Source organism: Exiguobacterium mexicanum (genome assembly GCF_005960665.1).
Taxonomy (GTDB): Bacteria; Bacillota; Bacilli; order Exiguobacteriales; family Exiguobacteriaceae; genus Exiguobacterium; species Exiguobacterium mexicanum_A.
In genome coordinates, this window is record NZ_CP040676.1 from 2,323,683 (window position 1) to 2,344,614 (window position 20,932).

The window sequence follows — 20,932 nt, forward strand, 5'->3', positions numbered from 1 at the left end:
TTTGTGCTTACATTTCTTCTGGAGCTTGAACACCGATCAGACGGAGTCCTTCTGTCAATACGATCGTCACCGCTTTGACGAGGGCGAGACGCGACTGTTTACCAGCATCTTCTTCGAGTACACGGACATGGCCGTAATACTTGTTGAACGATTGCGCCAAGTCGAGGACGTAACGGCTGATGATCGACGGTTCACGGCGCTCATGGGCACGTGTGATCACGTGTGGGAACGCGTTGAGCATCGTCACGACGCCCCACGTGTGGTCATCATCCGCACCCGTGAATGTCGAGCCGTCGTAGTTGCCCTTACGGAGGAGCGAGTTCGCACGCGCGTTCGTGTACTGCACGTACGGGCCTGTCTCGCCTTCAAACTTGAGCATGCTGTCGAGGTCGAACTCGATGTTGTTGATGCGCTCGTTCTTCAAGTCGTGGAAGATGACCGCGCCGACACCGACCATACGTGCCACGTCGTCCGCGTTCGCAAGTTCTGGGTTCTTCTGGGCGATGTTGCCTTGAGCTTTCTCGATTGCTTCTTTCAGCACTTCCTCGAGCAAGACGATGCGACCTTTTCGTGTCGACATCTTTTTCCCTTCTTGCAAAATCAAACCGAACGGCACGTGGTGCATGCCATCGACGAAGTCGTAGCCGAGTTTACGGAGGACCGAGAACAACTGCTTGAAGTGAAGCGCCTGTTCGCCGCCGACGACGTAGTTCGCTTGGACGAAGTTATACGTCTCATGACGATAAACGGCCGCTGCCAAGTCACGTGTCGCGTAAAGCGTCGCGCCATCTTTCTTTTTAATCAAGCATGGCGGCAAGTTCTCGTCTTCGAGTGAGACGACCATCGCCCCTTCACTTTCGACGAGAAGGTTCTTCTCTTCGAGCATGGCGACGATGCGGTCCATCTTGTCGTTGTAGAACGCCTCCCCGTGGAAGCTGTCGAACTCGACGCCGAGCAAGTCGTAGACTTTTTGGAACTCTTTGAGCGACTCGTCACGGAACCATGTCCATAGCTCTGTCGCTTCTTCGTTGCCGTCTTCAAGTTTCTTGAACCAAGCACGGCCTTCGTCCTCAAGTTCCGGTTGCGTCTTCGCCTCTTCATGGAAGTGAACGTAAAGCTTCAACAATTCGGCAATCGGATGCTCACGTACCGCTTCCTCGTTGCCCCATTTTTTATAGGCGACCATCAGTTTTCCAAACTGTGTCCCCCAGTCCCCAAGGTGGTTGACCCCAACGACGTCGTAGCCGTTTTTACGGGCAATCTGGTTAATGGCGTTCCCGATTACCGTTGAACGGAGGTGTCCCATCGAGAACGGTTTGGCGATGTTCGGTGACGAGAAGTCGGTCACGATTGTCTCGTTGCGTGTCGCATGCGTCGCATAGTCCGCTTTTTCGTCGAGCACCATGTTGATGATTTCTTGTGACACGACGTCACGGCTCAAGAAGACGTTCACGTATGGTCCAGCCGCCTCGACTTTTGTGAACAATTCATCGTTCAAATCGTTCGCGATATCAGTCGCGATCATGACCGGCGCTTTCCGGTAGGCTTTCGCGAGTTGGAAGCAAGGGAAAGCAAGGTCCCCGTGTGCCTCATGTTTTGGTTTTTCAATTAGAGCTTCAATTTGGTCAAGCGTCAACTCGTCCCCGATGACACGGGACAAGGCTTCCGCATATTTGCGTTCATAACTCATTACAATTCCTCCTTATAAAATTTTCATAAAAAAAACGCCCTTTGCACAGATGCAAAGAGACGGGATGGCCCGCGGTACCACTCTTCTTGCCTGCTTGACGCAGACCGCTTTATCGGTGATAACGGGGGTCCCCCGGCTACGCCTACTAAGGTTCGGGCAGCATCTCAAAAGTGCGTTTCGCGATGTTTGTCAGCCTAGGCTCTCACCAATCCCTAGGTCGCTTTGTTGACGGAACGATCGTTACTCTCTTTTTCATCGACTTTCGTCTATGTGGTTGAAAAGCAATTTCATTATAGAGGATATTTCATATAGACTCAATGCTAGAATTCCGCCATTATGATGAATAGGCAGGACTCGGGCATGATTGTGCCGAATCTCCTACCATACATATCGAATTTTCCCACATAGGAGGGAACCATGAACCATTTTCGCAAGATGTCCGTCCTTGGTTGGAGCATATGGAGTGTTTTACTCATATCGACGATCACCTTGTTCGCCACAGACGTATTGAACATACCCGCCATCGAGCCGTTGCCGTTCATCTTGATCGCGCTCCTTGTCATCATTTTTCAAATGGACTCCATCGAACGGAAAGGCGTCTACTTCACGTTTTCGGAAAGTATCGTCCTCATCATTTTCTTGTTTTTTGATTTCGAGACGGCGCTTTTCGTCAATCAGATTGGTCTCCTCGTCTTCCAGTTCGTCAACTTGAAACCGCGCATCGCGCTTCGACGCTTCCGCTTCACGTATCCTTGGAACGCCATCACGTCTTTCTTGGAGATTGCCATCCCAGCCGGTGTTTACTTGGCGCTTGGTGGTGTGACCGGTCTCGGCTTCTATTCTCAAGACTCGTTCCTGCCGCTCGCCGGTTTGATTCTGGCCATCATCTTGAACACGGTCGTGCAAAAGTATCAAGTCGGTTGGTGGTTCCGCGTCGACATCCCGGTCCGCGATTTTCTGAGCATCGCGTTTTATACGTATATCGTCAGTCTCGTCTTCATTTTGGCGGCCTCGTTGTTCCGGGAGACGAATTTACTCGTCGTCAGCAGCATCGCTGCCGCGTTGACGTTCTTCATCAAGCGGCTCATCATCCAAAAAGGCCGGCAAGACGCCTTTAAATCGTTGATTGAACAGTATGACGAGGCAAAAGAAGCCGTGTCGTTATCGCAGAGCGAAGCGCAAGCGATTGAGGTGTTCCTCAGTCAATGTGAACGACTCAACGAGTACGACGAAGGGTTCGTCGAGTTCAAACTGTTCGACCGCACGCTTTACTTTGATTTGAAGACGCGCCAGCCGATCGATCGCCACGTCGTCTTTGATTTACTCGATGCCACCTATCCGAACGAAGCCTCGGTCGAGTATGAGATGCGCTTTGAATGGGACGCCCCGCTATCGAACGAGTTCGATGAAGACTATCATAGCTTCATCTCGGTCCGTTCCGAGGAAATCGAAGGCATCCGCACGTGGCTCGTCATGACGGGTGAACACGTCTATGGGTATCCCCCGACCATCCAACGTGAGATCGTCAAACTGCTCAAATCGTTCAATCGAACGATTAGCCGTTGTCATGAACGTGACCGCCTCTATACCGAGAGCCGGACGGACAGCTTGACGTTGCTTGCCAATGCGCGGGCTTTTTATGAATACGGGATTCAACAAATCTCGGACGGCTCGATGTATCCGATTTCCGTCGCGATGCTCGATATCGACTTCTTCAAAAAAATCAACGACACGCACGGTCATCAAGTCGGAGACAGCGTGCTCCAAGAGTTTGGCCGCCGCATCCGCCAAGTGCTCCGCACCGATGATTTCGCAGCCCGTTATGGCGGCGAGGAGTTCATCTTGCTATTGAACCGTTGCGATGTCGAACAGGCAATCGAAATCGCCGAACGAATCCGGCAACAAATCGAGAACAAACCGTTCCACGTCGACGGGATCGATATCCCCGTCACCGCTTCGATCGGTGTCGACACGATTCAGGCGTTCGGTGACAAACGCCTCGACGATACGATTCGTAACGCTGACCGGGCCCTCTACGTCGGCGGGAAGTACGCCGGACGCAACCGCGTCGCCCATTACAATTTCTTAACGACCTGACTCACCCCCACGTTCACCGCGTGGGGGTTTGTTATTGACAAGCGGATTTGAAACAAGTACGTTAGGGAACGTGTCTTATAATTAAATATCACAACTTTTTTATCGAGAGAGACTGAGGGACTGGCCCAGTGACGTCTCGGCAGCGGGTAACCTGTGCCAAATCCAGCGAGCAGTCTGCTCGAAAGATGAAAAAAGTGTTTTCTTGTAGAGAGAGCCTTTTTTCAGAAGGCTCTCTTTTTATTTTATGAATGAGGTGAATCGATTGGAACAACCGACAGCTAATAAATGGGCACTCTTGCCTTTGCTCGTCTTCCTCGTCTTCTTTATCGGGGCAGGCATCTACTATAACGACTTTTATAAATTCCCGGTCCTGATCGCGGCGTTGATCGCGGTCATCGTCGCGGCGTTGATGACGAAAGGCAGCGTCACTCAGACGGTCGAGCGTGTCGCCCAAGGTGCGGGGAACCCCGGCATTTTAATCATGGTCTTCATCTTCTTGCTCGCCGGAGCGTTCTCGAGTGTCGCCGAAGCAATCGGCGCAATCGACGCGACCGTCAATGCGGCGCTGACATTTTTACCGTCCTCGCTTCTACTGAGCGGTTTATTCGTCATCTCGGCATTCATCTCGATGGCGATGGGAACGTCGACGGGCACGATTGCCGCCCTCGCCCCGATCGCGCTCGGTATCCACGAAGAAAGTGGCGTCAATATCGCCATCGCGGCGGCTGCCGTCGTCGGTGGTGCCATGTTCGGGGACAACTTGTCGTTCATCTCGGACACGACAATCGCTGCCGTCCGGACCCAGCGTACCAATATGCGTGACAAATTCCGAACCAACTTTTGGATTGTCCTCCCGGCCGCCCTTATCACAATCGTCCTCTTATCGGTGTTATCGAGTGGAGAATCGACTGTCGATGCAGCCGCGTTCGAATGGTATAAACTCATTCCATACCTCGCCGTCATCGCTCTCGCCTTGACCGGGTTGAACGTCATTCTCGTTTTGCTTGGCGGGATCGCCTTGACCGGCATCATCGGTTTGATCGATGGGAGTTTGGCTGTCACTTCATACGTCACGGCTATGGCAGACGGGATGATGGGTATGGCCGAGATTTCGCTCTTGACGCTCCTCATGGGCGGACTCGTCGGACTCATCTCACATAACGGCGGGCTCACTTACTTGCGTGACGCGCTCACGTCGCGGATTCAAAAACGTGCCGGTGCCGAATGGAGCATCGCCGGGCTCGTCAGCGCGACCAACGTCGCGACGGCGAACAACACGATCTCGATTCTTGTGGCCGGTCCGCTCGCCGCCAATATCGCCGATACGTATGACATCGAGCGAAAGAAATCAGCGAGTGTGCTCGACATCTTCTCGTGTGGCGTCCAAGGCCTGTTGCCTTATGGGGCACAGTTGCTCATCGCCGCCGAATTGACGAATACGGCGTCACCAGCGCTCGTCCCGTATATGTTCTATCCATTCCTGCTCTTCATTTGCGGAGGGCTGGCCATCGTCTTTAACTTCCCGCGTTTCAAAAAGCGCGCCTAACCAAAACGACCCTTTGAAGCACTAGCTTCGAAGGGTCGTTTGACGTTTCGTTTCACGTTCACGTTGAAGTTGTTCGTTGCGTTTTTTGAAGGCGCGCCGCTTGAGCAATTCCTCGAGACCACGGCTGATCGCCCAAAGAATAAACAGTAACAGTCCAAGCATCGATAAGCGGAACGGACTTTGAATAAACTCTTCCCACTGGTCACCAATGACCGAAAAAATCAAGACGACAAGCAGTTTCCCGAACCCCGCCGCCATGATGAATGTCCGAAGCGGCATTTGAATGAGGGCGAGTAAGTATGTGATCAAACTGACCGGGATGAACGGGAGCGAATATAAAAACCCAAGCGAGATCGGGCTCATATGGTTGATGCGTTCCAGCCAATATACCCCTTGTTTATGTTTTTCAAGCCATCGTGTCATCGGTTTACGGAATACGTAACGGACGGCTGTAAAGACAAGAATCGTCCCTAGTAAACTACCGACCCAAGATAATAACGTCCCGAGCAAGAACCCATACGTGGCCGCGTTCGCCGAAATGATGAGGACGAGCGGAAGAAATGGAAAGATCGCTTCAAAGAACGGCGCCCCTAGTCCCGCCCATGGGCCTCCCGGAAGCTCTTGCAGCCATTCAATCAGTTGGATAATCCATTGTTGGAGTGATGTGAGCATATCAGTTTCCACCTTCGACTTTCATTAATACCTTTTACCCGATTTCGCTCAGCAAGACGCATCCCCCTGCACGCCAGTAAAAAAAATAAAAAGTATTTGCGAAATTTCGCTGTGATATCTATCATATAATATGGACTTGTGGTTGCAGGCAAGTCCGCTCGTCGAACGACACAACCCAACGTTCGTTTTCCTGCAAAAAACTGAACACAGGGGAGTAATAACATGGAAACAAAACCAATGCGGGTCTTGCTGTACTATAAGTACGTCAACATCGAAGACCCAGAAACGCTCACACAAGAGCACCTCAAGTATTGTAAGGACCTTGGCATCAAAGGACGGATCTTGATTTCTTCCGAAGGAATCAACGGAACGTGCTCTGGGACTTGGGAACAGACCGAGCAATACATGAACGACTTGAAAGCGAACCCGCTTTTCAGCGATATCGAGTTCAAAATCGATGAAGTCGAAGAGCATGCGTTCAAAAAAATCTTTGTCCGTCATAAGAAAGAGCTTGTGACGTGGCGCTTTGATGGTGAGTTCGACGTTCCTAAACAGCACGGTGCGTACCTCGAACCGGCAGAATGGAAAGAGATGATGAATCGCGACGATGTCGTCATCCTCGATGTTCGTAACAACTACGAGTACGATCTTGGTCACTTTAAAAATGCGATCAAAATCGACGTAGAGGCTTCTCGTTACATGCCAGATTGGCTCGAAGAGAACAAGGACCTCTACGAAGGGAAAACCTTACTCACGTACTGTACCGGAGGCGTCCGTTGCGAGAAATTTACCGCATATATGCGTGACCAAGGTCACGACAACATTTTCCACCTAAAAGGCGGCGTCGCCATGTACGGCAAAGACGAAGCCACGAAAGGCGAAGACTGGGAAGGTGAGCTTTACGTCTTTGACGAGCGCATCAACGTCCCGGTCAACACGGTCAACCCGTCCGTTGTTTCGGAGTGCATGCACTGCGGAACGAAGACGGTCCGCTACGTTAATTGTGCCAACCCGGTGTGTAATGCCCAACACTTCTGTTGTGAAGAGTGTGAACCGAAACAAATGCGTTCATGCTCGAAAGAGTGCCAGGAGCATCCACGTAACCGCTATATCATCGAGAATATCGCGGACAAACTTCAGGAGACTGAAGGCGTCGTCGGGTAACAAAAATCGACCAGAAAGCACTTCGAGCCTACGCTCGGGGTGCTTTTTTGACAGAAACTTTACGTCTAGCCGATGACAGAATCGGGTATAGTGTAGATACCATTGTCAGACAGGAAGTGAATCGATTGCTCTTTAACGAACCTTTACTCGCCGCCTTGCTCGCTTGGTTCATCGCACAAGCAGCCAAGCTCGTAACCGAACTCATTAAAACACGCGATTTTGAATTAGAAATCATGTTTGCCTCGGGTGGGATGCCAAGTTCTCACTCCTCGACCGTCGTCGCTCTAGCGACCGTCATCGGTCGAATCGAAGGGCTCGATTCCAGTATGTTCGCGCTCGCCTTGATTTTCGCGACGATCGTCATGTACGATGCGACCGGTGTGCGTCAGGCGGTCGGGTTCCAGGCCCGCTTGTTGAACGACTACTTCAAAGGCATCAAGCACGAGACGCCCATCTTAAATGAGCTCGTCGGGCACACCCCGTTCCAAGTCATCGTCGGTGCCCTGCTCGGTCTCGTCATCGGATTATTTTTCCCGATTTAAGCTGAATTTTAGAGGCATGTCGCCCCTTCTTCTCAAAACACTCTATCTTTTTGTGAACTTTCACAACAGAGACGGTATAGTGAGAGAGAGGAGGAATCGACATGCCTTTTTTGCAGAAATCTTATGAATCGCTCGATACGCTCGCCGAAGCAATCGGACAAGCGATTCGGGCCCCAATCACGATTGAAAATCGCCACCATCAGTTGCTCGCCTACAGCACCCACCCCGACTCGACCGACCCGGCCCGCATCGCGACCATCATCGGCCGTCGTGTGCCGGAAGCGGTCATCGAGGACTTATGGGAAAGTGGAATCCTGCAAGAAGTGATCGACCGAGACGAACCGGTCGTCATCCCAGCCCGGATGGCTGTCGGTTTAGGCGAACGTGCCGCTGTCGTTATCAAACAACAGGACGATGTGCTCGGTTATATTTGGAGCCTCGCCCGAACGACCCCGTTCTCGGAACAAGAGCTCACTGTGTTAAAAGAAGGCGCGAGCATCGCTAAAAAATTGCTCATGACCATCGCCATGCATGAGCGGCGCATCGATGCCGAGCTCGAGCGTTTCTTTTTAGAGGTGTTGGCCAGCCCCAATTTGTCGTCCGCTCATCGCGATCGTTTGAATGAACTCGCTCCGATTGCTGTCGCCAGCCGACTCACCATCATCGAGTGCAGCCAACCGATCACCCCACAGCTGGCGGAGCGATTGTTTTATGTTCTCGCGACCCAACAAGCGATCGAGGTCGTGCTGCACGCCATCGATGGTCAACAGCTCCTCGTCTGGCATTATATGAAATCGGAGTTAGCCGAGGAAGAGACGGCACTTTTGCAGTGGGCCAATCGCTTCGAGACACAGCTCCGAGAGAAATTCACGGAAGTCGATCCACGTTTAGGCGTCAGCCGTCGTTTCTTTGAGAGCGACACGCTGTATGCCGCGATGGAAGAAGCACGACAGGTCACGTCGCTTCGTCGGAAATTCCCCTATGAGCTTGCCGCGACGCACACGTTCGAACAAATTGGGATTTATCAGCTCGTCCCAGATCTCGCTCGCCGAATCGGGCTTCGGCTCGAAACGCATCCGACCATCGAGCGTTTGCAGGCATATGATGTCGCCCATCATACCGAGCTCGTCACGACGCTCGAGTGGTATTTCTATTTTGACGGGAACGTCAAACGCGTCGCCTCCCATCTTCACATCCACCCGAACACCGTGCTCTATCGGATTCGCCGCATCGAGGAACTGACGAATATTACGCAAGTCTCACTGCCCGAACGAGCCGCTGTTTACCTCGCCATCAAGGCAGGCCAATACCGACAAGATGATTGATGCCCGCTTTGTGATTTTTCACAAAGTGGGCATTGTCATTTTTAGAATCCATGCTAAAGACAGCGTTTTCGGATGGGTCTATACTAGAGGTGTGAACAAATTGTGTCAGTAGAGAGAAAGGGGAACTTTACATGAAAATCGGGGTATTGAAAGAAATCAAAAACAATGAAAACCGCGTCGCCTTGACGCCGATGGGTACAGCCGTATTAACTGAGCTTGGACACGAGGTTCTCGTCGAGACGGAAGCCGGTGTCGGGAGCGGCTTCACGAACATGGAGTATGTCGATGCAGGGGCGACAATCGTCGACACAGCCGCAGACGTTTGGGGAAACGTCGAATTAGCGTTGAAAGTAAAAGAACCGCAACCGTCTGAATATCGTTATTTCCGTCCGGACTTGACGCTCTTCACCTACTTGCACTTGGCAGCCGAACCAGAACTCACGAAAGCACTCGTCGATTCAGGCGTGACGGCGATCGCTTACGAGACGGTTGAGATCGACCGCACGTTGCCGCTCCTCACGCCGATGAGCGAAGTGGCTGGACGGATGGCCGCTCAAATCGGGGCCCAAATCCTTGAAAAACCGCACGGTGGAAAAGGGATTCTCTTGTCAGGCTTGCCTGGCGTACCACGTGCGAACGTCACCGTCATCGGGGGCGGTGTCGTCGGGATGAACGCAGCCCGCATCGCCATCGGCCTCGGTGCCAACGTCACAATCATGGACATCAGCCCAGCCCGTCTTCGCCAAATCGACGACCAATTCGGCAACACGATCAATACGCTCATCTCAAACAGCTACAATATCGCCAAACAAGTGGCGGACAGTGACCTCGTCATCGGTGCCGTCCTCATCCCAGGCGCGAAAGCACCGAAACTCGTCACAAAAGAAATGGTGCAACAGATGTCACCTGGGTCGGTCATCGTCGACGTCGCCATCGACCAAGGCGGGATTTGCGAGACGATCGACCATATTACGACGCATGACGCACCGACGTATGAGCGCTACGGCGTCCAACACTATGCCGTCGCCAACATGCCAGGTGCTGTCCCACGGACGTCGACGCTCGGTTTGACGAACGCGACGATGCCGTATATCGTCGAGTGCGCTCAAAAAGGGATTTTCCCGGCGCTTCGTGAAAACGCGGCGTTACTCAAAGGCTTGAATGTCATCGACGGGACAGTCACGTATGAGGCTGTCGCGCGTGACCTCGGCTACACGTTCGTGGCGCCTGCTGAAGCGGTCACAAAACAATTACAAGCGTAAGGACCAAACCGACAGAATAGTTCTGTCGGTTTTTATGTCGTCACATCATCAAAAAACGCTCGAACCGGTTGGTTCGAGCGTTTTCGTGCTTATGCGTTTTCGACGGCGATATCCTCACCAATGATTTTGACTTCTGGTTCAAGCTCAATCTCGAACTTCGCCTTCACCGTCGCTTGGACGTGACGGATGAGCGAGATATATTCAGTCGCCGTCGCTTCATCGATATTGACGATGAATCCGGCGTGCTTGAGCGAGACCTCCGCCCCGCCAATCCGCTTCCCTTGCAGGCCGCAGTCTTGAATCAATTTACCGGCAAAATAACCAGGCGGTCGTTTAAAAACGCTACCACACGATGGGTATTCAAGCGGTTGTTTCGACTCGCGCTTGTGCGTCAAGTCATCCATCACTTCTTTGATCGCCTCATAGCCGAGCGGCTCGAGTTCGAACGTCGCTTCGAGGACAATCAGCCCGTCTTTAGAAACTCGGCTCGTCCGATAATCGAGGTCGAGCTCTTCTTTCGTGAGCGTCATGAGTTCGCCTGCTGGTGACAAGACGACCGCGCTCGCGATGACGTCTTTCGTCTCTCCACCGTAGGCGCCTGCGTTCATGTAGACCGCGCCACCGACCGTCCCCGGGATGCCACAGGCGAATTCTAAGCCTGATAGTTCCTCGGTGAGCGCTTGGCGTGACACATCGATGATGGCCGCGCCGGCTTGGGCGATCAATTGATTCCCATCGCGACGAATCGTTTTCAACTCGTTCAAGTTCAAGACGATTCCGCGAAGGCCGCCGTCACGGACAATCAAGTTTGATCCAAACCCGAGAATCATGAACGGGACGCTCTCGCGATGAGCAAGTTCAAGCACGGCTTGTACTTCCTCGTACGTGTGCGGGGCCACGAAATAATCGGCCTTCCCGCCTAATTTTGTATACGTGTGTGCCGACAGTGGTTCGTCTTGGTTGACGCGATCGGCCGGAATGATAGTAAGTAGTTGGTCTAAAAAGCTCATGCGTTGCCTCAATCCTTTACGTTCTATTTTAAGCATGCCTCGGTTCGTCAAGAGAGAGGCAAACACGTCACTGAATGATTTCAGTACGAAACACAGTATACAAATCTTTGACAGGGGTGACAAGCAACGTTTTCTTTACAACGAAGCAATTAGTTTATAGCAATAATGATGTAGCTACTGCCACCACGATAGGAATTGTGAAATTATCCCAGTCCCGATACGAAATCGCTTCTGTCAACGTAGCGATAATGGAAATGATGAATCCATATGTTACCACTTGCCAAAGTGGAACATCATCCCACAAAAACAATAAAAAGAGGACAGCGTACGAACTGAGGAACATGGCCATGCTCCCTTGAAACGAGCGTTTCTGTCCGTATAAGTCGTACGTCACTGTACCATATTTACGTCCAATCAGAGCGGCCAACCCATCTCCCCACGCCAAAACGAGCGATCCGGCCAAAAAAGCGAGCGGCTCCGATTCGAAGAAAAAGTACAGGATGACGAGCAAGGCGATCGGATAATAGACGGTACCGAGTGATTTGCGCTCCGTCTGGTGGACCGGTGACGGACTCTTATAAAGAAGCAATGCGTTCGCAAACGTGAAGAAGACGAGCGGGACGGCTGCGACGTACCAAGTCTCCATTAACCAGACTGCAAGCAGCGACCAATGGCCGACCGCGATATGTACACTCTTTCGAATTGTCTCATCCGTCCAGCCGAGGCGTTTGCCAATCTGTTCAAGACCGACGAGAAACACCAGGACAATGACGATGGACAGGATGGAACTGACCCATTCATTCATCGTTGGACCACCTTTATCTACATTTTTTTATACGTTTCCATTATACCTTAATCAGGCGATAGCCTAGCTTCCTTTTCAAACATTTGGTAGAATGAGGTCAAATGACTGTATAGCCAACGGACGTAGGTGGCTATAGAAAGGATGCCTGTATGCGCGACGCAATTTCGATTCAAACTTTGGCTGATTGCCTTCATTATATGCGGGTTGGCGACGTAGACCGGGCCATCTCTCTCTTCCCAGAGGACGTGCGTGAGCATTTCCCGAAAGAACTTCGTAAAATTCATTTGTTTCATATTGAAAAGAACGGATTGTCGATCAATCAAATCGTTGCTTTGGCGAACACGTTGACGGGGGAACACTTATCCGCCACCACGATCCAAAACTGGACGAAACGAGAGGTCCGGAAAATCATCGGAGTGCCCCGGGTCGGTAAAAAGTACTCGCTCCAACAAGCGGCCATCATTTATTTACTCGATGATTTGAAGCACTTGTTCTCGCTAGAAGAGACGAGTTCGCTCCTGGCGCTCATCTTCAACAACCCTGACCGTGATGAAGACGACCTCATCTCACCGATCGACTTTTATCGTCTCTACGCCGAGTACGCCAAATCGACGAGCCCGATCGAGCTCCTCGACACCCGTGCGAAGCGTTCGATCGAGAAGATGGGCTATACCCATCCGAACATCTTGCACGTCCTTAAACTCTGTTTATACGCGCACCGCGTGACGACCCTCGAGATCGAGGCCAAACATTATTTGAATCGCTTCATTTGACCACGTCGAATGGAGCTTTTTTTCATAAAAAAACACCAGTCGCCGTGACTGGTGTTCGTCATATTGGTCACACCGATACCGCGATGGGCATCCGTGATTTTACTGTCAACGTTTTAAGAACAGACAACAACTCGAACATCGAGAGTTGGTCGGCCTCTTTCGTCAAGCAGAAGCAGTCATCCTCTTGTTTGCGGAGTTCCGCCACAAGCTTGCCTGCTTTGTCTCGAACGCTGAACTTATAGCGCTCGACATCGTATTGTATCGTATAGAGACCGCGTTCATAGACGTTGTACTCACACTTTTTCCCGAATAACGAGAATTTGTCCTTCAACTGACCAATCGCCTGCCCGTCGTGGTTCATGACGACCCACTTTTGACAGTTCGGGATGTACTTCCCGTGAGCGATTTGACGGCCTGACAAGTTGTGCACTTGAACACTGCCCTCCGCGTCGCGGTGAACAGATCCGATCGCATCATTTGTCTCGTCATAAATGGTTGCTTCGCCTTGCGTAAAGACACAACCTTTTACATAAATTAATTTGCGCACCGCTTTTCCTCCTAATACGTTCCAACCTTGGATTTGTGTGTGTTTGGTTGGTCTTTCTATGAAACCCCCAAATTGGTACTGCTAGCCGCCTTTTCTCGTTTTAGCGACTACATATTTCATATGACGAAGATGATTATTGCATCGATTGATGAAAAAGACAACCCCTTTTTCTTCGACACAATCCGCCATTCTGTCAAAGTTGTGAACACGCCTGATTTTATCGCTTAAAACCGGCCTCTTTTAGCAACTGTTCGAGCTCCATTCTTGCAATCAGACGAACTTGATTCGGTTCCGCCAATTCGTACGCACTATCGGTATACGATGAGTTCGTCACGACCCAGCCCTCGTTCACGCCATAGTATGGAACAGACGCCGCGACTTGCTGGACGGCTTCGAGTCCGACCGCCTTTTCATAGCGTTTCGCTTGGACCGCGATCGACCATCCATCTTCTGCTTCAAGGAGCAGATCCGCCCCGAAGTCACGTGACGCCGGGGTCACCGTCACGGTGTACCCGAGCGCGGTGAACACTTCCTCTAAAAATAGTTCAAATTCTCGGCCGTCCATCCGGTCGATGCGGTGGATCGTCGAGAGACGCATCCGCCAAATGAGCCAAAGCAGGCCGACTGCCACGCAAGCGATGATGCTCCAAATCGGTGCATCCCACCACCATAACCCGAGGGCAATCATTAAGCTGAGCCCCATTCCTTTCACGTCCATCGCCCTCTCTATGTGTTCTTATCTTCACTTTACCGTTTGAAGGCAGGAAAACAAAGGGGGAGCTGTCGAATGTATTGAAGATGTACCCGTTTGATATAGAGAAGGAGGGATCATCGTTAATGGAGAACCGAGGACATCTCCAAAGCGAACTGCTACACGCCTTACCGTACGGTGTAGCGTTAATCACGACGGATGGGACAATCGTCCAAGCAAACCGTCCGTTTTTAGAGCAATTCCCTGAAGACTTACAAACGCGATCAAACATCTTTCATATGGTCAACCAGTCACCGATCACGATGGAGCTGTCACGACGGATGGAGCAAGGACTATCTTGGACGTATGAGATGCCGACGATCCGGATTCACGCCATCCCCAATGGTGACGTCTACATCCTCTCAATCGAGCCGCTTCCGCTCGATACACGGGTGACGGTACAACATAACGCGTTCGAAGCCATGATGCACACTGAGCTTGATATGGCGATGATCATGACCGATGCCAATCTGTTGATCAATCGCTTCAATAAAGGGGCGACCGAACTGTTCGGATATGCGCCGCACGAAGTACTCTATGAAATGACCCCGTTCGGTCTGTTCGAGTCAAGAGAACTGAGCGAGAAGCGGACCCACTATCAAGACGAGACGGAGCGGCTCTTGTCATTCGAACAGATGCTGCGTGTGGCGTTAGACCGAGGCGACCGTGAATGGAAGTTCCAACGAAAAGACCGGACCCATTTCGTCGGAAAACTGTTCATGCACCCTGTCTATGAGCAGGCACGCGTCATCGGATTTTTCTTTTTCGTGTTCGATGTCAGTCCTGAGATCGCCTTGAAAGGCGAATTGCTTCATAAAGAACAACGCTATCGCATGTTTGCCGAATCAGTCATCGAAGCCGTGCTATTCCATGAAGGCGGGACGATCTTAGACGCGAACAAGGCGGCCGAAACGATTTTTCGCATCCCGGCCGAACAGATGGTCGGCCGTCAAACGATTGAGTTCATCGCCGAAGGCTACCGGGCCGATGTGTTGCGCCGCATTCGCAATCATATCCAGACACCGTATGAGGTCATCGGCCGTCGTGAGGACGGGACGTTCCTCGAGATGGAAGTGTACCCGAAAGAAGTGACGTTCCAAGGCCAGACGCTTCGTGTCGCCGTCATGCGCGACATCAGCGACCGAAAGAAAGTCGAGCGCATGCTCGAGCGGGAGAAGAACGCCATCGCCCGGCAACGGGATATCATCCAATCGATTTTACAGGCGTCCAATGAAGCGTTCGTCTTGACCGAATCGAACGGCAGCGTCCTCTTCATGAACGTGCACGCCCGTCGTCTGCTCGATTTGCCGGGTATCGCCCCGAACAAGATGCAAGAGCGAATTCCGCTCCTGACGACATTCCGCGCGCGTGACCGCACCGAGATGTTGAAAAAAATCGATCTGTTGCTCGACGGATCGGCGCGAGAAGTGTCAATGCGCTTCTCGATTCCGCAACCGAATGATCGGGACGAGCAATATTACGAGATGTATGGGACTGGTATGGATACGAAACGCCAAATCGGAATGGACAGTGGGTTCTTGTTTGTTTTTCGCAACCGGACCGAAGAAGAACGGATGGACCAAATCAAAAACGAATTGGTCAGCACCGTGTCCCACGAACTGAGAACCCCGCTCTCGTCACTGTCGGGATATATCGAATTGATGCTCACTCGCGACTTGAACCCCGAAAAGCGTGAGCGCTACTTAAAGACGATGGCGAAGGAAGCGAAGCGACTGACCGACCTGTTGAACGATTTTCTCGATATTCAACGAATGGAAGACGGCAATCAAGAGTATAAAAAAGACCACTTCATCTTGAACGAACTCGTCCGCGATGTTGTCGAACGCTTCCGCGAGACGAGCAATCACTCGATTCATTTCGATGACGCCGATGAATCGCTTCACCTCATCGCCGACAAAGACCGCATCGAGCAAGTCATCATCAACCTGCTCTCGAACGCGATCAAGTACTCGCCTCATCACCACGAAGTCGAGGTACGGGTCCGCCATGAACGTAACCAAGCCCACGTCTCCATTCAAGACTTCGGCATCGGGATTCCCGAGCATGCGTTCGAAGAGTTATTCAAAAAGTTTTATCGCGTCGACAACTCGGACACACGTCAAATTGGCGGGACGGGTCTTGGACTGTCAATTTGTAAGGAAATCATCGAATCACACGGCGGTAGTATCGAGGTCGAGTCGAGCGTCGGCGTCGGCTCGACATTCACGTTCACGTTGGACTTAGCGGAGGAGACACTATGAACCATTACGCTTTCACCGGTTTCCCCGGCTTTTTAGCCGGAAAGATGATCACGCACCTCGCAACCTTGCCGAATCAAATCGGAACGATTTACGCGCTCCACCTCCCGACCGAACGTTCCGGGGCACTCGCTTTAAAACAGGAGCTGTTGGAAGCGACATCGTTACGAGATGACCAACTCGTGCTCGTCGAGGCCGATATCACGCTGCCTGAAGTCGTGCTCGACCCGATCATGCGCTCGGTCATCGAACGTGAAGTGAATTACGTGTTTCACTTGGCCGCTGCGTACGACTTGAGCATCCCTTATGATGTCGGGTATCGCATCAATCTGCTTGGGACGAAACACATCACCTCGCTCGCAAAACGGGCCCCGCACTTGAAACGATACGTCTACTTCAGCACCGCCTATGTGTCCGGACGCCGTCAGGGCACCGTTTATGAGAACGAGTTATGGCACCGTGTCCGCTTTAAAAACCATTACGAGGCGACGAAGTATGAAGCCGAGGCCATCGTCTCGCGGGAGCTCGGTTCGATGCCGGTGACCATCATCCGTCCCGGCATCGTCATCGGCCATAGCGAGACCGGCGAGACGAAAAAGTTTGACGGGGTCTACTTCGTCTTGAAGCTGATGGACCAACTCCGCCAAGCCGCCCCGCTGCCGTACATTGGACGACAGAATATCGAAGTGAACCTCGTCCCGTATGATTATGTCGTCGAGGCGACCGCTTATCTCGCCCACGCCCCGGTCGGTTTAAAACGGACGTTCCATTTGACGGACCCGTTCCCGCACGGCGCACGCGAAGTGTACCGGATGATTCATGAAGAGATGTTCGGTCGTCCTCCACGCGGGACGATTCCACATGCGGTCGCGGAGACCGGATTCTCGGCGCTGCATCTGTCGGAACGTTACGGCGTTCCGCGCGAACTACTCGCCTATTTCAAACATCAAGTCCATTTCGATACGACCCAGACGTTGCGGGCACTGAGCGGGACGGACATCGTCTGTCCTGACTTGAAAGACTACTTGCCGAAAGTCGTCGCCTATTACGAGACACACAAAAAGCCCTGAACAGGGCTTTTTGTGTGTCATCCGATTAACAACTTCTCTTTTGGATAGCGAATCTTCCGGTCCATTTGTCTCGCGACCGTGAATAGAATCGTCAACGAGCCGACGCGGCCGAGCAACATCATGAACATGATAAAGCTTTTTCCGGCATCGTTCAGTTCTGCCGTGATTCCAAGCGATAACCCGACCGTGCCGAACGCCGAGACCGTCTCGAATAGGAGCGCGGTCGCCGAAATGTGGCCGTTCGTCAAGATGGTCAGTGCGGTAATCAATAAAATAAAGATGAAACTGGTGATGGCCACCATATACGCTTTTTTGATTTGGAACGCGTCAATCGTCCGCTCCAAGATGACCGTCTCCTTTTTACCAACGATGAACGCCCACATATCCGCCAAAATGACAGCCACGGTCGTCACTTTAATCCCGGACCCGGTGGAAGCGGCCCCTGCACCGACGTACATGAGAATCAAGACGACACCGATCGACACAGGCGCCATCGTCGAGATGTCGACCGTGTTGAAACCGGCCGTCCGTGTCGTCACCGCCTGGAAGAAAGTAACGTGCAACGCTTCACCGAACGGGCGTCCATATAAACTCCCTTCCGTCGACACCCATTCAAACAGCATGAGCGCGAACCAGGCAATGCCGTTGACGATGGCGAGTGACGCAATCATGATTTTCGAATGCAGCGCGAGCCGTTTCCAGCGCTTCACCTCGGTCGCGTCCGCAATCGTCGTGAAGCCGAGCCCTCCAATCATCAAGAGGACGGCAATCGTGATGACGATGGCCGTATTCTGTTCAAATTGCATCAAACTGTCTGGCCAAAGGGCAAACCCCGCGTTATTGAACGCTGATACCGCATGGAAGAAGCCATAATACAATGCCTCGCCGAAGCGATAATCACCGGTGCTGTACAGTTCGAACGTTAAAAACAGCATGCCTAGAAACTGAACGATCAGTGTCGTGAAGACGATGTTGCGGACGAGCCGGACCGTGCCGCCAGGCCCCGACAAGTTGAGCGATTCTTGAAGGAGAATCCGCTGTTTCAAGCCGATTTTCTTCCCGAGCACGCTGAGTAACATGAGAGCGACCGTCATGAAGCCGAGACCTCCGATTTGAATCAAGGCGACGATGACGAGCTCGCCGAACGTGTTGAAGGAAGAGCCGATATCAATCGTCGACAACCCGGTCACCGTACCGGCCGACGTGGCGATAAAGAGACAGTCAATCCACGACACGGGTTGCGCCTGTGCAAACGGCATGTAGAGCAGGGTCGCACCAGTCAAGATGGCGAGTAAAAATCCAGTCGCGATAAAACGGGCCGGCTTTTCAAACACGAGCCGGTAGAGCGCTTCAATTCGTTTTATGCGCATTTCCCGCACGGTCAATCGATGTCGCATCTCGCTATCTCCTTCAGATCTAGTTTTCTAAGGCTCATATTACTCCTCACTTTTAAAATTGCCAACTAGAAAAATGTATCGCTAACTGTTTGTCGATTTTTTTGGTAATATGAGAGATAGACTTTAAGAATGTTGAGGAGGTTGAATGAAACCGTGGATCCTAGTACGGTAGATCATTCGCTAACGGATGTCTCGCGAAGGTTGGAGCGTCAGTCACAATGTATGCCCGCCCATCTTTATTTCCAACTTGAAGAACTGCTACATTGGTCACTCGATCAAGAAGTTGTGAATCAATTGTACGCATTATTAAAAAAATACGACGTGTTAACCGATATAGAGCGTGAAGAACGAAATATCAGCATTCAAATGCTGATTGACGAAAACGGCGCTTAACCATCGGGAACGCATTTGCGGGAGACGAGTTAAGTCTCTCGCTTTTTTTGTCTCCCGATCTCTTTAGAAAGGTGGAAAACATAGACATGGATGTCGTCACTTTAATAGGACTTTTACTCGGTTTCTTCACGCTTATCGGCGGTATGATTTTGAAAGGCGCGGGGGTCGCCCCGCTGATCAACCCAGCAGCACTGGTCATTATTTTTGTCGGTACAGCTGCCGCGGTCAGCATCGCCGTATCAAAAGAACAGTTACAGACGGTTCCCCAACTGTTCAAAATTTTATTCAAGAAGCAAGAGTTGCCGAGTAAATCGGGCCTGTTGACGCAATTCGTCGATTTATCGACGCAAGCGCGTAAAGAAGGTTTGTTATCGCTTGAAACGGCCCTTGAACAAGTCGAAGAACCGTTCTTGAAGCAAGGCATGATGATGGTCATTGATGGCCAACCGTCCGAGTACATCGCCGAAGTGATGTCTCGTGATATCGAGAACATGGAAATACGCCATAAGGCGAACGCCGACGTGTTCACGCAAGCGGGGACGTATGCGCCGACACTCGGTGTACTCGGGGCCGTAATCGGACTCGTCGCTGCATTAAAAGATTTATCGGATATCGACAAACTCGGATATGCCATCTCAGCTGCCTTTGTCGCGACACTGTTCGGGATCTTTAGTGGCTATGTCCTTTGGTTCCCCTTCGCTAACAAGTTGAAGCAATATTCGAAGAGCGAAGTCGTCGTCAAGGAAATGATGATTGAAGGAATTTTATCCATCCAAGGCGGAGAATCACCAAAGACGCTAGAAGATAAGTTGGCCGTGTATTTGTCTCCAAAGGAGCGAGCGAACTATGAAGCGCAAAAAGAAGCATGATCATGAAGAACACATCCCTGAAGGCTGGCTCATTCCTTATGCCGATCTCCTGACGCTTCTGCTCGCTTTGTTCATCGTCTTGTTCGCCTCGAGTAACGTCGACCAGACGAAGCTCGAAAAGATGTCCCAGTCCTTTAATCAAGTGTTCTCAGGCGGGACGAGTGTGTTTCAAGCCTCCACCGCCTCGAACAGCGATATTAGCCGCACGAACAAAACGGACACGACGTCAAATCCACGGACGTACGAACTCGCCAAACTCGATGAGTTGAAAGAAGAGGTCAATCAATACATTCAAAAGAATGGACTCGAGGATGAGATCGAAGCGACCATCAATTCGAGCGGTCTCGTCCTGACGATCCAAGACCGGGCTCTATTCAGCATGGGTGAAGCGACGCTCGATGGCGATGCTAGAGCAGTCGCCCGCTCCATCAGCGGTATTCTCGAACAAGCCGGCAATCGTGAAATCGTCGTATCGGGTCATACGGATAACATTCCAATCAACACGGCCCGATTCCCGTCGAACTGGGAACTCAGTTCAGCCCGAGCCACCGCTTTCATGCGCGGCTTGTTGACGAACGACGCCTTGAACCCTGGGCAGTTCACACTTGCGAGCTACGGGGAATATAAGCCGATTGCGACGAACGACACGGAAGCCGGACGTTCGAAAAACCGCCGCGTCGAAGTATTGATTAAACCACTTGTCGATTTGTCAGAAGGATCGCCCAAAATGATTGATACGATCGTTTTGCCATAAAAAAACC

General features: G+C 51.7%; 19 protein-coding genes, 1 riboswitch and 1 other annotated feature. Of the genes, 12 read left to right on the forward strand and 7 right to left on the reverse strand.

Features of this window, described 5'->3' with window-relative positions; all coding sequences use genetic code 11:
• Positions 1-7: 7 nt before the first annotated feature.
• Positions 8-1,690 carry an arginine--tRNA ligase gene (gene argS / locus FED52_RS12345; RefSeq protein WP_034780833.1) on the reverse strand — a complete coding sequence of 561 codons (1,683 nt, stop codon included), beginning with the start codon at positions 1,688-1,690 and terminating at the stop codon, positions 8-10.
• A 52-nt stretch (positions 1,691-1,742) separates the two neighbouring features.
• Positions 1,743-1,955, reverse strand: a binding site (T-box leader).
• A gap of 152 nt (positions 1,956-2,107) precedes the next feature.
• On the opposite strand from argS, the gene FED52_RS12350 reads away from it, so the two are divergent.
• A complete protein-coding gene (locus tag FED52_RS12350) occupies positions 2,108-3,787 on the forward strand; it encodes a GGDEF domain-containing protein (RefSeq protein ID WP_240731268.1) in 1,680 nt (559 codons plus the stop codon).
• A gap of 96 nt (positions 3,788-3,883) precedes the next feature.
• Positions 3,884-3,979: riboswitch (SAM riboswitch) on the forward strand.
• A 52-nt stretch (positions 3,980-4,031) separates the two neighbouring features.
• Positions 4,032-5,333: a Na+/H+ antiporter NhaC family protein gene (locus tag FED52_RS12355; RefSeq protein ID WP_138860051.1), complete on the forward strand. Its 1,302-nt coding sequence runs from the start codon at positions 4,032-4,034 to the stop codon at positions 5,331-5,333.
• A 21-nt stretch (positions 5,334-5,354) separates the two neighbouring features.
• Here the strand turns inward: FED52_RS12355 and FED52_RS12360 are convergent, their stop codons facing one another.
• On the reverse strand, positions 5,355-6,005 hold the full coding sequence (locus FED52_RS12360; RefSeq protein WP_138860052.1) for a TVP38/TMEM64 family protein: 651 nt from the start codon (positions 6,003-6,005) through the stop codon (positions 5,355-5,357).
• A gap of 222 nt (positions 6,006-6,227) precedes the next feature.
• Between FED52_RS12360 and FED52_RS12365 the strand changes: the two genes are divergently transcribed.
• The 4 genes from FED52_RS12365 (at position 6,228) to ald (ending at position 10,298) form a co-directional block, all read left to right on the forward strand.
• Positions 6,228-7,169 (forward strand): oxygen-dependent tRNA uridine(34) hydroxylase TrhO, encoded by a 942-nt coding sequence (locus tag FED52_RS12365; protein ID WP_114164846.1) that lies wholly within the window; start codon positions 6,228-6,230, stop codon positions 7,167-7,169.
• 116 nt (positions 7,170-7,285) lie between these two features.
• Positions 7,286-7,711 carry a divergent PAP2 family protein gene (locus FED52_RS12370; protein ID WP_138860348.1) on the forward strand — a complete coding sequence of 142 codons (426 nt, stop codon included), beginning with the start codon at positions 7,286-7,288 and terminating at the stop codon, positions 7,709-7,711.
• A 101-nt stretch (positions 7,712-7,812) separates the two neighbouring features.
• Positions 7,813-9,036 carry a PucR family transcriptional regulator gene (locus tag FED52_RS12375; protein ID WP_138860053.1) on the forward strand — a complete coding sequence of 408 codons (1,224 nt, stop codon included), beginning with the start codon at positions 7,813-7,815 and terminating at the stop codon, positions 9,034-9,036.
• A gap of 131 nt (positions 9,037-9,167) precedes the next feature.
• Complete coding sequence (ald, locus tag FED52_RS12380; protein ID WP_138860054.1) at positions 9,168-10,298, forward strand: alanine dehydrogenase; 1,131 nt, start codon at positions 9,168-9,170, stop codon at positions 10,296-10,298.
• A gap of 89 nt (positions 10,299-10,387) precedes the next feature.
• Here the strand turns inward: ald and murB are convergent, their stop codons facing one another.
• Both murB and FED52_RS12390 read right to left on the reverse strand, forming a co-directional pair.
• A complete protein-coding gene (gene murB / locus FED52_RS12385) occupies positions 10,388-11,308 on the reverse strand; it encodes a UDP-N-acetylmuramate dehydrogenase (RefSeq protein WP_138860055.1) in 921 nt (306 codons plus the stop codon).
• A 154-nt stretch (positions 11,309-11,462) separates the two neighbouring features.
• Positions 11,463-12,113: a diacylglycerol/polyprenol kinase family protein gene (locus tag FED52_RS12390; RefSeq protein WP_034780817.1), complete on the reverse strand. Its 651-nt coding sequence runs from the start codon at positions 12,111-12,113 to the stop codon at positions 11,463-11,465.
• Positions 12,114-12,262: 149 nt separating this feature from the next.
• Between FED52_RS12390 and FED52_RS12395 the strand changes: the two genes are divergently transcribed.
• Complete coding sequence (locus FED52_RS12395) at positions 12,263-12,886, forward strand: DUF1836 domain-containing protein (RefSeq protein WP_034780815.1); 624 nt, start codon at positions 12,263-12,265, stop codon at positions 12,884-12,886.
• A gap of 67 nt (positions 12,887-12,953) precedes the next feature.
• Here the strand turns inward: FED52_RS12395 and FED52_RS12400 are convergent, their stop codons facing one another.
• Both FED52_RS12400 and FED52_RS12405 read right to left on the reverse strand, forming a co-directional pair.
• Positions 12,954-13,433, reverse strand: a complete 480-nt coding sequence (locus tag FED52_RS12400; RefSeq protein ID WP_034780813.1) for an LURP-one-related family protein — start codon at positions 13,431-13,433, stop codon at positions 12,954-12,956.
• Positions 13,434-13,650: 217 nt separating this feature from the next.
• The gene (locus FED52_RS12405; RefSeq protein WP_235420246.1) at positions 13,651-14,136 is read right to left on the reverse strand and encodes a restriction endonuclease; all 486 of its coding nucleotides are present in this window, start codon (positions 14,134-14,136) and stop codon (positions 13,651-13,653) included.
• A 134-nt stretch (positions 14,137-14,270) separates the two neighbouring features.
• Here FED52_RS12405 and FED52_RS12410 point away from each other — a divergent pair, with 134 nt between their 5' ends.
• On the forward strand, positions 14,271-16,445 hold the full coding sequence (locus FED52_RS12410) for a PAS domain-containing sensor histidine kinase (protein WP_034780811.1): 2,175 nt from the start codon (positions 14,271-14,273) through the stop codon (positions 16,443-16,445).
• Positions 16,442-17,512: an SDR family oxidoreductase gene (locus tag FED52_RS12415; RefSeq protein ID WP_138860057.1), complete on the forward strand. Its 1,071-nt coding sequence runs from the start codon at positions 16,442-16,444 to the stop codon at positions 17,510-17,512. Before FED52_RS12410 ends, FED52_RS12415 begins: the two co-directional genes overlap by 4 nt.
• Before the next feature lie 17 nt (positions 17,513-17,529).
• On the opposite strand, the gene FED52_RS12420 is transcribed toward FED52_RS12415, so the two are convergent.
• Positions 17,530-18,909: a TrkH family potassium uptake protein gene (locus tag FED52_RS12420; protein WP_138860058.1), complete on the reverse strand. Its 1,380-nt coding sequence runs from the start codon at positions 18,907-18,909 to the stop codon at positions 17,530-17,532.
• A 153-nt stretch (positions 18,910-19,062) separates the two neighbouring features.
• Here FED52_RS12420 and FED52_RS12425 point away from each other — a divergent pair, with 153 nt between their 5' ends.
• The 3 genes from FED52_RS12425 to FED52_RS12435 all read left to right on the forward strand — a co-directional run bounded on the left by FED52_RS12425 (position 19,063) and on the right by FED52_RS12435 (position 20,925).
• On the forward strand, positions 19,063-19,302 hold the full coding sequence (locus tag FED52_RS12425) for a hypothetical protein (RefSeq protein WP_021068128.1): 240 nt from the start codon (positions 19,063-19,065) through the stop codon (positions 19,300-19,302).
• A gap of 86 nt (positions 19,303-19,388) precedes the next feature.
• Positions 19,389-20,171, forward strand: coding sequence for a flagellar motor stator protein MotA (gene motA / locus FED52_RS12430; RefSeq protein ID WP_034780808.1), 783 nt, complete (start codon positions 19,389-19,391; stop codon positions 20,169-20,171).
• Positions 20,149-20,925 (forward strand): flagellar motor protein MotB, encoded by a 777-nt coding sequence (locus FED52_RS12435; RefSeq protein ID WP_138860059.1) that lies wholly within the window; start codon positions 20,149-20,151, stop codon positions 20,923-20,925. Before motA ends, FED52_RS12435 begins: the two co-directional genes overlap by 23 nt.
• The last annotated feature ends 7 nt before the right edge of the window (positions 20,926-20,932 follow it).

Bases quoted from the DNA above. Each gene is read 5' to 3' on its own strand.
- argS (WP_034780833.1), bottom strand. From the start codon at position 1,690: ATGAGTTATGAACGCAAATATGCGGAAGCCTTGTCCCGTGTCATCGGG.
- FED52_RS12350 (WP_240731268.1), top strand. From the start codon at position 2,108: ATGAACCATTTTCGCAAGATGTCCGTCCTTGGTTGGAGCATATGGAGT.
- FED52_RS12355 (WP_138860051.1), top strand. From the start codon at position 4,032: ATGAATGAGGTGAATCGATTGGAACAACCGACAGCTAATAAATGGGCA.
- FED52_RS12360 (WP_138860052.1), bottom strand. From the start codon at position 6,005: ATGCTCACATCACTCCAACAATGGATTATCCAACTGATTGAATGGCTG.
- FED52_RS12365 (WP_114164846.1), top strand. From the start codon at position 6,228: ATGGAAACAAAACCAATGCGGGTCTTGCTGTACTATAAGTACGTCAAC.
- FED52_RS12375 (WP_138860053.1), top strand. From the start codon at position 7,813: ATGCCTTTTTTGCAGAAATCTTATGAATCGCTCGATACGCTCGCCGAA.
- ald (WP_138860054.1), top strand. From the start codon at position 9,168: ATGAAAATCGGGGTATTGAAAGAAATCAAAAACAATGAAAACCGCGTC.
- murB (WP_138860055.1), bottom strand. From the start codon at position 11,308: ATGAGCTTTTTAGACCAACTACTTACTATCATTCCGGCCGATCGCGTC.
- FED52_RS12390 (WP_034780817.1), bottom strand. From the start codon at position 12,113: ATGAATGAATGGGTCAGTTCCATCCTGTCCATCGTCATTGTCCTGGTG.
- FED52_RS12395 (WP_034780815.1), top strand. From the start codon at position 12,263: ATGCGCGACGCAATTTCGATTCAAACTTTGGCTGATTGCCTTCATTAT.
- FED52_RS12405 (WP_235420246.1), bottom strand. From the start codon at position 14,136: ATGGGGCTCAGCTTAATGATTGCCCTCGGGTTATGGTGGTGGGATGCA.
- FED52_RS12410 (WP_034780811.1), top strand. From the start codon at position 14,271: ATGGAGAACCGAGGACATCTCCAAAGCGAACTGCTACACGCCTTACCG.
- FED52_RS12415 (WP_138860057.1), top strand. From the start codon at position 16,442: ATGAACCATTACGCTTTCACCGGTTTCCCCGGCTTTTTAGCCGGAAAG.
- FED52_RS12420 (WP_138860058.1), bottom strand. From the start codon at position 18,909: ATGCGACATCGATTGACCGTGCGGGAAATGCGCATAAAACGAATTGAA.
- motA (WP_034780808.1), top strand. From the start codon at position 19,389: ATGGATGTCGTCACTTTAATAGGACTTTTACTCGGTTTCTTCACGCTT.
- FED52_RS12435 (WP_138860059.1), top strand. From the start codon at position 20,149: ATGAAGCGCAAAAAGAAGCATGATCATGAAGAACACATCCCTGAAGGC.